The following is a 14,544-nucleotide window of genomic DNA, read 5'->3' as shown; positions in this document are numbered from 1 at the left end:
CCACTGCTTTCGTCGAGAAGCTGAACGCGCGTTCTACTCCGCGATCACGATGGTGATCTCGTCACCGGCCGCGTCGGTCGATTCCTCCGGGCCCGCGAACCAGTGGGTGACCTCGCCCTCGGTGAGGTCGGTGTCGAGGTCGCCGGTCGGGACGACGGACAGGGCGCCCGCGGTGGCGGAGGTCAGGAACTCCAGGACCGCGGGGCGGCCGGAGAGCGCGGTGGTGTACGTGGTCGACTCGAAGTCGATCTCGTGTTCCTCGCGCAACCGTTCGGCTTCGTCGAGCGCGTCGGACTGGGTGATCGCGACCGCCCCGTCCGCCGTGGCGACGACGAAGGCCGGGTGTTCCTCGCCGAGCGGGCGGACCCGGTCGGCGTAGGAGACCGGATGCGCGGCCGCCTCGGCGATGTCCTGGCGCACCTGGGCGTCGGCGAGCGCCACCCAGCGGATGTCGCTGTCGGCCACCGGTTCCGCGGTGAGTCCGAATCCGGCGCCCGCCGCGGTCAGCTGCTCGGCGGTGAGATCGCCCGCGAACAGGCATGCCGCACCGGCCTTCTGGACCGCCCAGGCCGCGACCACCGCGTCCACCGAACGCGGCAGCGTCACCGCGACGACGTCGCCCGGCCCGGCACCGCGATCGATGAGCACCCGGGCCAGCTGGGAGGAGCGCCGATCCAGCACGTGGTAAGCGACCTCGTCGTCGCCGGCCAGCAGCGCGGGCGCTTCGGGGTCCTCTTCCACGACCTCGGCGAGCACCTTGGCCACCGTGCGCGCCCCGACCCGGCCGACCGGCTCCGGCGTGGACGCCGTTGCGGTGATGCCGGATTCGGCCAGCAGCCGCGCCCGTTCGCCTTCGTCCAGGATGTCGATGTCGCCGACCAGCGCGTCCGGATCACCGAGCAGCGCCTCCAGCACCCGCACCAGCCGCTCGGCGAGGGTCTCGACCTCTTCGGCGGTGAACCGGCTGCCCAGGTACTTCAGCGTCAGCTCGATGGTGGACTCCGCGATCACCAGCAGCGTCATCGGGTAGTGCGTGGCGTCGTTGACGCCGACGCCGGTCACCGACATGCCGTCGATCGAGCTGGCGGCCGAGATCGCCTCCTTGTCCATCGGATACGACTCGAACACCAGCAGCGTGTCGAACAGCGACCCGGTGCCCGCCACCCGCTGGATGTCGGTGAGCCCCACGTAGTGGTGCTCGAGCAGACCGGCCTGGTCGCCCTGTAGCCGGGCCAGCAGCTCGCCGATGGTCTGGCGGTCATCGATGCGCAGCCGCACCGGCAGCGTGTTGATGAACAGACCCACCATCGACTCGACACCGGGCAGCTCGGCCGGGCGGCCGGACACCGTCGCGCCGAACACCACGTCGCCGCGTCCGGTGAGACGTCCGAGCAGGATGCCCCAGGCGGCCTGCACCAGCGTGTTCACCGTGACACCGAGTTCGGCGGCGTGCTTGGTGATCCGGCGGGTGCGGTCGGCGTCGAGTTCGGTGACCACCTTGCCGATCTCGTAGTTCTCCGCGGCGCGCGGCTGCGGAGCGAGCTGGGTGGGTTCGTTGACGCCCTCCAGCGCCGCCGACCAGGCGCGCAGCGAGGCGTCCCGGTCACGCCCGGCCAGCCAGCCGAGGAAGTTGCGGTAGGAGGCCACCCGAGGCAAGGCGGTCTGGTCGCCGCGCACCGCGTACAGCACCAGCAGGTCCCGCATCAGCAGCGGCATCGACCAGCCGTCCAGCAGGATGTGGTGGGTGGTGATGGCCAGGTGCCATTGCGCGGAGTCGGTGCGCAGCAGCGTGAACCGGATCAGCGGCGGGACGGCCATGTCGAAGTGCGTCGCCTGCTCGGCCGCGACCTGCCTGCGCAGCTCCGCGGTCCGCTCGTCGGCGGGCAGATCGGTGAGATCCACTTCGCGCCAAGGGGCCTCGACCCGATCCAGCACCACCTGCACGGCCTGTCCGTCGTTGTCGGTGACGAACGCGGTGCGCAGGTTCGGGTACCGGTCGACGATGCCCTGAGCCGCCGCCCGCAGCCGTGCCACGTCCAGCGCGCCGCCCAGGTCCACCACGGCCTGCATGGTGTACACGTCCACGGTGGACTGGGTCATCATCGCGTGGAACAGCAGACCCGACTGAAGCGGCGAGAGCGGCCACACCTCGGTCAGCGCCGGGTAGGTCCGTTCCCACTGCTCGATGTCCTGCTGACCCACCCGCACCAGCGGCATGTCCGACGGCGTGTAGCCACCCGCGTCCGGCCGGCGCGCGTGCGTGGCCAGCGCGGTGAGCGCCTCGACCCACAACTGCGCGAACTCCTGCACCTGTTCCCGGGTCAGCAGGCCGGTCGGGAAGGCGAACGACGCGCCCAGGCTGGGCCCCTCGTCGGAGTCGGTGACGATCGCGTTGATATCGATCGTCGCGTTGGCGGGCATGTCGAGGTCCATGTCGACATCCAGCTGACCCAGGTCGGCCACCGGCACCCAGCCGATCTCGGCGAGCTGCTCGGGGATCTCCCCGGCCGACATCCGGCCCAGGTAGTTGAAGCTGATCTGCGCTGCGTCAGATCCCGCCCTGCTCCCACCCGCGCCGACCAGACCCGCCGCGGTCTCCGGATTCAGCTGCCGCAGTAAGCCGTAGCCCAGGCCCTTGTCGGGCACCGCGAGCAACTGCTCCTTGATCGACTTCACGATCTCGCCGAGCGCGGCGCCACCGGCGAACGCGTCGGTGAGGTCGGCGCCGGACAGATCGAGCCGGACCGGGTAGGCCGAGGTGAACCAGCCGACGGTGCGCGACAGGTCCGCGCCCGGCACCACGTCCTCCTCGCGGCCGTGGCCCTCGAGCTTGATCAGCGCCGCGCTGTGCCCGATGGCGGCGTCCGCGGGGCCCTGCGGGGTGACGTCCGGGCCCGTCGCTCCCGCCGCGCCGTCGCCGCGCCAGCGGACGACGGCCATGGCCAGCGCCGAGAGCAGCCCGTCGTTCACACCGCCCCGGTACAGGCCAGGGATCGCGGTGAGCACCGCGTCGGTGACGTCGGCGGGGACGGTGACCTCGACCCGCTCGACGGTGGCGAACGTGTCCACCGCCGGGTCGAACGGACGCTCGCCCAGCAGCGGGTCCGGGGTGGCCGAGACCTGCTGCCAGAACGGCAGTTCCGCGACCCGCTCCGGCGAGCTCGCCGCCTCCACCAGGCTGTGCGCCCAGCGCCGCATCGAGGTGCCGTTGGCGGGCAGCGTCACCGGCTGACCGGCGACCAGCTGCGACCAGGCGACCGCCAGATCCGGGATCAGGATGCGCCAGGACACGCCGTCGACCACGAAGTGGTGCGCGACGATGAGCAGCACATCGCGCCGCTCGCGGTGTCCGACGGCGGCGTCCGCGGTGTCCTCCGTGGTTACGCGAGCTGCCTCCTCCGGGCCCGTCGCTCCCGCCGAGAAAGCGAACCAGACGAACCGCGCCATCGCGGCATTCGCCGGATCGAGCCCGCCCATCGCCCCGTCGAGCGCCTCGGTGGCGACCCGGGCCAGCTCGGCCTCGTCGGTGTCGGCCGCCAGGTCCACGCGGCGCACCAGGGCGTCGACGTCCACCGCGCCGTGCGGTAGGGCCTCGAACGTCCAGTCCGTGCCGGTCCGGCGCAGCCGCGACCGGAGCACGTCGTGGTGGTCGAACACCGCCGCGATGGTGGCGACCAGGGTCTCCCGGTCGATGCCGTCGGGCAGCCGCAGCGCCATGGTCTGCGAGAACCGCTGGTACGACGAGCCGCTCGCGAGGATCTGCCGCATGATCGGGGTCAGCGGGATCTCGCCGACACCGCCGCCGGGCAGCTCCTCCAGCTTCACCTGCTCGGCTCCCGCGCCGAGCGCGGCGATCTCGGCCAGCGAAGCCACGCTGCGCCGCTCGAACACGTCACGCGGGGTGAACTGCACACCGCGCGCCTTGGCCCGGGAGACCAGCTGGATGGACAGGATGCTGTCGCCGCCGAGAGCGAAGAACGAGTCGTCCAAACCGATCTGCTCGACGCCGAGCACCTCGGCGAACACCTCGGCGATGACGGCCTCGACCTCGCTGGCCGGCGCGCGGAATTCGCGCGGGGCCAGCTCCGGCTCGGGCAGCGCCTTGCGGTCCAGCTTGCCGACCGGGGTCAGCGGGATCTCGTCGATCACCACGATCGCCGTCGGCACCATGTGCGGCGGCAGGATGCGCGAGGCGTACTCGCTCAACCGGGCCGTATCGATCTCGCGACCGGGCGCGGCCAGCACGTAGGACACCAGAATCGTCGCGCCCGCCTCGGTCTTGCGGCCGATGGTGATCGCGTACTCGACGTCTTCGTTGCTCGCCAGCACGGTGTCGATCTCGCCGAGCTCGATGCGGAAGCCGCGGATCTTCACCTGGAAGTCCGAGCGGCCCACGTAGTCCAGCTCCCAGCGCACCGACGGCAGCGCGGCGTTGCCCGCCCGCTCACCGGGTTCGGCGAACCAGCGCACCACGTCACCGGTGCGGTACATCCGCGCGCCCTCGTCGCTCCACGGGTTGGCGACGAACCGTTCCGCGGTGAGGTCGGGGCGGTTGTGGTAGCCGCGCGCCAGCGCGCCACCGGCCAGGTACAGCTCGCCCGCGACGCCGGGGGGCACCGGGTTGAGCCGGTTGTCCAGCACCAGCGCGGACATGCCGCGCACCGGACGGCCGATGGTGATGTGCCTGCCCGGGGTGAGCTGGGCGTAGGACGAGATGATCGTCGTCTCGGTCGGGCCGTAGGCGTTGAAGTACTTGCGGCCCGGCCACCATTTGGCCAGCAGTTCCGGCGTGGTGACGTCACCGCCGACGGAGGCCACCTCGAGCGCCTCCATGCCTTCCGGATCGACCGTGCCGAGCACCGCCGGGGTGATGATCGTGTGGCTCACCCGCTCGGTGCGCAGCAGCTCCGCCAGATCGGGGCCGCCGATGACGGTCGAGGGCACGACCACCAGCGTCGCGCCGGTGTAGGCGGCGCACAGCCATTCGAGCACCGACGGGTCGAAGCTCGGCGAGCAGATGTGCAGGAACCGGTGGTGCGATTCCAGCTGGTACAGATCCGCCGCGACGCCGACCAATCCGCCCATGCCCGCGTGGGTCACGGTGACGCCCTTGGGCATACCGGTCGAACCGGAGGTGTAGATGACGTACGCCGGGTGGCGCATGGCCAGCGAGGAGATCCGGTCGGCGTCGGTGACCGGCTCGGCGGACTGGTTCTCGATCAGCTCCCCGAGAGCCGGGTCGTCGATCCGCAGCCACTCCACGTCGCGCGGCAGCCGGTCGACGTACTCGCTCGCGGTGATGCCGATGACGGCGCCGGAGTCGTTGACCATGTGCCGCATGCGGTCTTCGGGGTAGGTCGGGTCCACCGGCACGTGCGCGCCGCCGGCCTTCGCCACCGCCCAGAACGCGGCGACCATCTCGTAGGAACGCGGGAACGACAGCGCCACGATGCGCTCCGGTCCCACACCGCGCGAGATGAGCACCCGCGCCAGGCGCGAGGAGTACTCGTCCAGTTCGCGGTAGGTGATCGAGCGGCCCTGGTAGCGCACCGCGATCTGCTCCGGGTCCAGCCGCGCGCCGTACTGCAGCAGGTCCGGCAGCAGGCCGGTGGCCATGACGTCCTCGCCCTGCACGTGCGTGAGCAGGTGGAATTCGGCCGTGTCCAGCAGCGGCAGATCACCGATCGGGGTCTCGCGATCGGTGGTGATCGCGGTGAGCAGCCTGGTGAAGCGCTCGGCGAACACCCGCACCGTCTCGTCGTCGAACAGGTCGCGCGCGAAGGAGAACTCCGCGTACATGCCCGCGTCGTCGGGGTTCTCCCCTGCCTCGCGGATGGTCAGCGACAGGTCGAACTTGGCGGTGTCGACGTCGAAATCGACCGCGCCCACGTGCAGTCCGGGCAGCTCGAAGCTGCTCTCGGGCAGGTTCTCGAACGACAGCGCCACCTGGAACAGCGGGTGCCGCGCGGTGGAGCGCTCGGGGTTGAGCAGTTCCACCAGCCGCTCGAAGGGCAGGTCCGCGTGCGCGAACGCCTGGAGATCGGCGTCCTTGGTGCGGGTCAGGAACTGGTCGAAGGTGAGATCGCCGTCCACGTGCGAGCGCAGCACCAGGGTGTTGACGAACATACCGATCACGTCGTCGAGCTCGGCTTCGCCACGGCCCGCGATGGGCGTGCCGACGGCGATGTCGTCGGTGCCGGACATCCGCGCGAGGAACAGCGCGAGCGCGGCGTGCACGACCATGAACAGCGTCGCGTTCTGCTGTCTGGCGATCTCGGTGAGCATGCGGTGCAGCTCGCCGGAGATCGGGAACACCACGCGCCCACCGGCGAACGACTGCGTCGTCGGACGCGGCCGGTCGGCGGGCAGGTTGAGCTCGTCGGGCAGCCCGGCCAGCGCGGTGCGCCAGTATTCGGCCTGCTGCGAGATCAGGCTGTCGGAGTCGGTCTCGGAGCCGAGCACGTCGCGCTGCCACAGGCTGAAGTCGGCGTACTGCACCGGCAGCGGCGCCCAGCCCGGTTCCACCCCGGCCGAGCGGGCCGCGTAGGCCAGCATCACGTCGCGGGTCAGCGGGCCCATCGACCAGCCGTCCGCGCTGATGTGGTGCGCGACGAACACGAGGACGTACGACGTGTCGGATTCCGCGTCCGTGACGCGGAACAGCTTGGCCCGCAACGGAACCTCGGTGGTCACGTCGAATCCGGCGGAGATCACCTCGATGATCCGGTGCCGGATGTCCCCTGGCGAGACCGCTTCCGGCGTCAGATTCGGCACGGCCCGTTCGGCGGGCACGATCACCTGATGCGCGGTGCCGTCCTGTTCGGGGTAGACGGTGCGCAGCGTCTCGTGCCTGCTCACCACATCCCCGACCGCCAGTTGCAGCGCTTCGACGTCCAGTTCGCCGGTGAGCCGCACGGCCACCGGGATGTTGTTCACCGCCGAGGCGGTGTCGAACTGGTTGAGGAACCACATGCGCTGCTGCGCCAGTGACAGCGGAATCCGCTCCGGACGCGGCCCGGCCACCAGCTCGCGACGGCCACCGGCGCCCGCGTGCTGCTCGGCCTTGGCGGCGAGTCCGGCCACGGTGGAGGCCTCGAACAGCACACGCACCGGGACACGAGCGTCCAACGCCGCACCGATACGCGCCGCGACCTGCGTCGCCAGCAACGAGTTACCACCGAGGGCGAAGAAATCGTCATCGGCACCGACGCGCTCGACACCGAGGACCTCGGCGTATACCGACGCCACGATCTCCTCGATCGGAGTCGACGGCGCGCGGAAGGCCTGAACCTCGAACTCGGGCTCCGGCAACGCCTTACGATCCAGCTTGCCGTTGACGTTCAGCGGCAGAGCATCCAGCACCACGAACGCCGACGGCACCATGTACGACGGCAACCCGGCGGTGAGCTCCGACTTCACCCGCGCCACATCGACACCGGCTTCGGAATCGCTGCCCACCAGGTAGGCCACCAAACGGTCACCGGTCTTCGGATCGGACTTCGCGATCACCGCCGTCTGGGCGACCTCCGGCAGCGCGAGCAGCGCGGCCTCGATCTCACCCAACTCGATACGGAAACCACGGATCTTCACCTGGAAGTCCGTACGACCCCGGTACTCGAGCTCGCCGCGACCGTTCCAGGCGACCAGGTCACCCGTGCGATACATCCTGGTTCCCGACTCGAACGGGTTGGCCACGAACCGGTCCGCCGTGAGATCGGCGCGACCGAAATAACCACGCGCCAACTGCGCACCCGCGAGGTACAACTCACCGGAGACGCCGTCCGGCACGGGCCGCAAGCGGCCGTCGAGGACGTAGACCCGGCTGTTCCATTCGGGCGCACCGATCGATACGGAGGTCTCGTCGGCGAGGGTGACGCGGTGGCTGGTGATGGACACCGCGGCCTCGGTCGGACCGTAGAGGTTGAACAGTTCCGTGCGCGGGTTCTCCCGCAGGAACCGCTGGGCCAACGCCCCTGGCAACGCCTCACCGATAGCCAGCACCCGCCACAGCGAGTTCGGCATACCGGCCGTCAGCAGCGCGTCCAGCATGGACGGCACGACGTGCAGCGTGGTGACCCATTCCTGGGCCATGAGTTCGTTGAGGTACGCCGGATCCCGATGACCATCCGGGGAGGCGATGACCAAACGGCCACCACACACTGCCGCCGACCAGAACTCCCACACCGACAAGTCGAACGTCGCCGCCGTCTTCAACAAAATCGCATCAGCCGCATCGAGACCGAACTCGACACTCTTCCACTGCAACTGATTCGCGATCGCACCGTGCGGCACCGCCACACCCTTCGGCCGACCGGTCGAACCGGAGGTGAAGATCACATACGCCGTGTTCTCCGGACGCAACGGCCCAACCCGATCAGCATCAACGATCGGTGTGGCAGCAACACCCGACAAATCCAGCTCATCAATACGCACCACCGGCGCGACATCGGTATCGAACTCCGCCTCCGCGTTGCTCAACACACACACCGGAGCCGCAGTCTCCAATATGTAACTCGTACGCTCAGCAGCCTGATCCGGATCCACCGGCACATACGCACCACCGGACTTCGCCACCGCATACATCGCCACGATCAGATCCACCGACCGACGCAACGCAAGAGCAACCCGCGACTCCGGACCCACACCCAACGAAATCAGGTGCCGCGCAACGCGGTTCACCCGGGCGTCGAGCGCGCCGTAGGTGATCGACTCGCCGTCCTCGGTGACGAGCGCGACTTCCTTCGGCCCGGCCGCCACCGTCGCGTCCAGCAGGGACACCAACGTGGCCGAGGTGTCCACCGCCTGCTCGGTCGCGTTGCGCGCGGTGAGCAGCCGGGTCCGCTCGCCGGCGTCGAGCAGTTCGAGGTCGCCGACCGGAGTGCGCGGGGCGGCGACGATCTCGCCGAGCAGGCGCGCGAACCGGTCCACGAAGCCCTGCACCGTCGCGCGATCGAACATGTCGGTCGCGTAGGTGAAGAACCCGGTGATGCCCTCGGGAGCGCCCGCGTCGTCGTAGCGGTCGGTCGCGATGAGGTGCAGGTCGAACTGGGACAGCTCGGTGTCGATGTCCAGGCCGGACACGCTCAGGCCGGGCAGTTCCAGCGCGGACTGCGCCAGGTTCTGGAACGACAGACCAACCTGGAACAGCGGGTGCCGGGCGGTCGAACGCACCGGGTTGAGCACCTCGACGAGGCGCTCGAACGGCACGTCGGCGTTGGCGAACGCCTGGATGTCGGTCTCGCGCTGACGGGCCAGCAGGTCGGTGAACGCCTCGCCCGCCTCGACCCGGGTGCGGAACACCAGGGTGTTGACGAACATGCCGATCAGGTCGTCGAGCGCGGCTTCGCCACGGCCCGCCATCGGCGTGCCGATCGCGATGTCGTCGGTGCCCGACAGCCGGGCCAGCAGCACGGCCAGCGCGGTGTGCACGACCATGAACAGCGTCGCGCCCTCCGTACGGGCCAGCTCGATGAGCGCCTGGTGGGTCTGCGCGTCCACCCGCAGCTCGACCTTGCCGCCTGCGAAGGACTGCACCGCCGGACGCGGCCGGTCCGAGGGCAGGTCCAGCTGATCGGGCAGCTCGGCCAGCGCCTGGCGCCAGTAGGCGACCTGCTTGGCGGCCAGCGATTCCGGATCGTCCTCGTCACCGAGCAGTTCACGCTGCCAGATGCTGTAGTCCGCGTACTGGACCTCCAGCGGCGCCCAGTTCGGCGCCTCGCCCGCCGCGCGCGCGGCGTAGGCGATCATCAGGTCTCTGGTCAGCGGGCCGACCGAGGAGCCGTCGCCGGAGATGTGGTGCACCACCATGGCCAGCACGTAGTCCACCGACCCGTCCGGCGCGGGCTGCGTGCCCTCTCCGGCGATCTGGAACAGCGCGACCTTCATCGGCACCTCGGTGGTGACGTCGAAGATCGTCGAGGTCAGCGCCACCACGGCGGACTCGATCTGCGACGGCGCGACCACCCGCACCTCGAGGCGCGGCACGGCCTGGGCGGGCGGCAGGATGACCTGCACCGGGCCCGCCTCGGTCTGCGGGTAGACCGTCCGCAGGATCTCGTGGCGGCTCACCAGGTCCGCGATGGCGGCACGCAACGCGGCCACGTCCAGCGCGCCCGACAGCCGCACCGCGATCGGCACGTTGTAGGCCGCCGAGGCGGTGTCGAACCGGTTGAGGAACCACATGCGCTGCTGCGCCAGCGACAGCGGAATGCGCTCCGGCCGCGGGCCCGCGGTCAGTGCGCGGCGACCGCCCATGTCGGCGTGCTGCTCCACCCGCACCGCCAGCGCGGCCACGGTGGACGCCTCGAACAGCAGGCGCACCGGAACCCGGGTATTGAGCGCCTCGCCCAGCCGGGCGGCGACCTGCGTGGCCAGCAGCGAGTTGCCGCCCCAGGCGAAGAAGTCGTCGTCCAGGCCGAGCCGCTTGCCCGCGCTCGTTCCCCGGTCGCTGCGCTCCTGCCCGCCGGAGCCGTCGCGATCGGAGATCCGCAGCACTTCGGCGAAGGTGTTCGCCACGATCTGCTCGATCGGCGTGACCGGCGCGCGGAACACCGCCTTCTCGAAGGTGGGCCGCGGCAGCGCCTTGCGGTCCAGTTTGCCGTTGGCGTTGAGCGGCAACGCGTCCAGCTCGATCAGCATCGAGGGCACCATGTACGACGGCAGCTCGGCCGACAGCGCGGATTGCAGCGCGCGCTTGTCGAGCGCGCCCGTCCGGGGCACCACATAGGCGACCAGCCGGTCGCCGATGCTCGGATCGTTGTGCGCGACGACGGCCGCCGCGCTCACCGCGTCCTGCCGCAGCAGCGCGGCCTCGATCTCGCCGAGTTCGATGCGGAAACCGCGGATCTTCACCTGGAAGTCGGTGCGGCCCCGGTAGTCCAGCTCGCCGGTGGCGTTCCAGGCCACCAGGTCGCCGGTGCGGTACATCCGGTCGCCCGACGCCCCGAACGGGTCGGCGACGAACCGGTCGGCGGTCAGATCAGAACGGCCGAAGTAGCCGCGCGCCAGCTGCGCACCGGCCAGGTACAGCTCACCCGAGACGCCCACCGGCACCGGCCGCAGGCGGGAGTCGAGCACGTAGACCCGGCTGTTCCACTCCGGCGCGCCGATAGACACCGACGCCTCGTCGGCATCGGTGACCAGATGGCTGGTGATCGACACCGCCGCCTCGGTCGGACCGTAGAGGTTGTGCAGTTCGGCGGCGTTGTGCCTGCGCAACCGCTGGGCGGTGGCGGCGGGCAGCGCCTCACCGATGGCCAGTACCCGGCGCAGCGAGTCCGACAGGCGGCCACCGGATTCGGTGAGCAACGCGTCCAGCATGGACGGCACCACATGCAGGGTGGTGACGCCGGTGGCGCGCATCAGTTCGTTCAGGTAGGCCGGATCGCGGTGCCCGTCGGCGGCCGAGATCACCAGGCGGCCACCGGAAACCGCGGCCGACCAGAACTCCCAGACCGAGAGGTCGAAGGTCGCCGCCGTCTTCAGCAGCACCGCGTCCTCCGCGCCCAGCTCGAAGACGGAGGTCTCCCACTGCAACTGGTTGACGATCGCGGCGTGCGGGACCGCGACGCCCTTCGGCTGGCCGGTCGAACCCGAGGTGAAGATCACGTACGCGGTGTTCGCCGGGGTCAGCGCACCGGTGCGCTCGTCGGCGGTCACCGGAGCGGCCGTGTACTCGGTGAGGTCGAGCGTGTCGATCGGCACGACGTCGGCCGCGGCGGTATGGAAGCCGTCCCGGCCGGTGGTCAGCACGCACACCGGCGCGGCGGTGCCGAGGATGTAATCGGTCCGCTCCGCAGGCTGGTCGGGGTCGATCGGCACGTACGCGGCACCGGCCTTCGCGACCGCGTACATCGCGACCACGAGATCGCTGCTGCGGCGGATGGCCAGCGCGACGCGGTCCTCCGGGCCGACGCCGCGGCCGATCAGGTACCGGGCCAGGCGGTTGACCCGCGCGTCCAGCCCGGCGTAGGTCAGCTCCCTGCGGCCGGTCGGCTCGTCGGCGACCAGCGCCACGGCCGCCGGGGTCGCGGTCACCGTGGCATCCAGCAGCGAAACCAGCGTCGCGGTGCGCGTGGAGCCCGCGGAACGCGCCGCGAGCAGAGCGTCGAGATCGTATTCGGTGGCGTTCCACGCGGTGAGGATGCGCTCGCTCTCCTCGGACGCGAGCAGATCGATCTCGCCCACCCGCACGGTGGCGTCGGTCAGCACGGCGTCGAGCACCCGCAGGAACCGGTCGGCGAAGCCCTGCACCGTGTTCTCGTCGAACAGGTCGGTGGCGTAACCGAATTCGGTGATGATCTCGGCGGGCGTGCCGTCCTCGGCGTACCGGTCGTAGAGCGTGACGTGCAGGTCGGTCTTGGCCAGCTGCGAGTCGAAGTTAACCGCGCTCACGGTGAGCCCGGGCAGTTCGAAGGTGGTCTCGGCCAGGTTCTGGAACGACAGGCCCACCTGGAACAGCGGGTTGCGCGCGGTGGAGCGCACCGGGTTGAGCACCTCGACGAGACGCTCGAACGGCACGTCGGCGTTGGCGAACGCTTCCAGGTCGCGTTCCTTCACGTCGCCGAGCAGATCGGCGAAGCGTTCGGCCGGGCGCACCCGGGTGCGGAACACCAGGGTGTTGACGAACATGCCGATCAGGTCGTCGAGTTCGCGTTCGCCACGACCGGCGATCGGGGTGCCCACGGCGATGTCGTCGGTGCCCGACAGCCGCGACAGCAGCACCGCCAGCGCCGCGTGCACCACCATGAACAGCGACGCGTTGTGCGCACGCGCCAACTCGTGCAGCCGGGCGTGCCGCTGCGGGTCGATCTCGAAGCGGATCGCCTTGCCCTGGAACGACTGCGCGGGCGGGCGCGGCCGGTCGGCGGGCAGCTCCAGCTGATCGGGCAGGTCGGCCAGCGCCGTAGTCCAGTACGCCACCTGACGGGCGGCCAGCGATTCCGGATCGTCCTCGGATCCGAGCACCGCGCGCTGCCACAGCGCGTAGTCGGCGTACTGCACCGGAAGCGGCTGCCACTGCGGCGCCTCGCCCTGCACGCGGGCCACGTAGGCGGCCATCACGTCACGGGCCAGCGGGCCCATCGACGAACCGTCGGCCGCGACGTGGTGCACGGTGAACGCCAGCACATGCTCGGCTGTATCCGATCCCGCCCTACTCCCGCCCGCGTCCGATCCCGCCCTACTCCCGCCCGCGTCCGATCCCGCCCTGCTCCCGCCCGCGTCCGATCCCGCCCTACTCCCGCCCGTGCTGATCCGGAACAGCGCCACCGCCAACGGCACCTCGACGGTGACATCGAAGGTGGTCAGCGCGAAGCCGATGACCGCGCCGAGCAGATCCTCCTCGGCCACGTCGATCGGGGTGAGCGCCGCCGCCGACCGGTCCGCAGGACGGATCACCTGGTGCGGCCCGTCCGCCGAGCGCGGGTAGGTGGTGCGCAGCACCTCGTGGCGGGCGAACACGTCGCCGATGGCCTGCTCCAGCGCGGCCACGTCGAGCGTGCCGGACAGCCGGACGGCCAGCGGGATGTTGTCCACCGCCGAGGTGGCCGTGTCGAACTGGTTGAGGAACCAGTACCGCTGCTGAGCGGGCGACAGCGGGATGCGCGCAGGGCGCTCCCCCGCCTCCAGGCGCGGCCGGTCCCGGCCGGACCCGGCGTTGTGCTCCACCCGGGTGGCCAGCGCCTGCACAGTGGACGCCTCGAACAGGTCGCGCACCGCGAGCTTGGTGTCCAGCGCGGCGCCCAGCCGCGCGGTCACCTGGGTGGCCAGCAGCGAGTTGCCGCCGAGTTCGAAGAAGTCGTCGTCCAGGCCGACCCGCGCGACGCCGAGCACATCGCCGAAGGTGCCCGCCACGATCTCCTCGATCGGGGTGGACGGGGCCCGGAACACCTTGGCCTCGAACACCGGCGCGGGCAGCGCCTTGCGATCCAGCTTGCCGGAGGCGTTCAGCGGGAACTCCTCCAGCACGACGAACGCCGAGGGCACCATGTAGGCGGGCAGCTCGCCGCCGAGTTCCGCGCGCACGCCCTCGATGTCCACCGAACGACCGGCGGTCGCGATGACGTACGCGACCAACTGGTCGCCGAGCCGATCGTCCGAGCGCACCACGACCACGGCCTGGGCGATCGATTCCAGGGCCGTGAGCGCCGACTCGATCTCGCCCAGCTCGATGCGCAGACCGCGCAGCTTCACCTGGAAGTCGGTGCGGCCCAGGTACTCCAGCTCGCCCTTGTCCGTCCAGGACACCAGGTCGCCGGTGCGGTACATCCGCTCGCCGTCGCCGAACGGGTTGGCTACGAAGCGGTCGGAGGTCAGATCCGGACGCGCGACATAGCCGCGGGCCAGTTGAACGCCCGCGAGGTACAGCTCACCCGCGACACCCACCGGCACCGGGTGCAGCCGCGAATCCAGTACGTACACCTGGGTGTTGAACACCGGGGCGCCGATCGGCACCGACACCGTGTCGTCCTCGGTCACCTCGTGGAAGGTGACGTCGACCGCGGCCTCGGTCGGACCGTACAGGTTGTGCAGCCGCGCGCCGGT

Annotated in this window: 1 protein-coding gene; it reads right to left on the bottom strand. The window is 70.5% G+C overall.

Features of this window, described 5'->3' with window-relative positions:
* Positions 1 to 33: 33 nt before the first annotated feature.
* The coding region (locus NG1_RS30710) for a non-ribosomal peptide synthetase (RefSeq protein WP_157114335.1) at positions 34 to 14,544 on the bottom strand (14,511 nt) is incomplete at its 5' end.

The organism is Nocardia gamkensis NBRC 108242 (assembly GCF_001612985.1).
Lineage (GTDB): Bacteria > Actinomycetota > Actinomycetes > Mycobacteriales > Mycobacteriaceae > Nocardia > Nocardia gamkensis.
The sequence above is the reverse complement of the archived record's forward strand: the minus strand, read 5'-3'. Positions and strand labels throughout refer to the sequence as shown.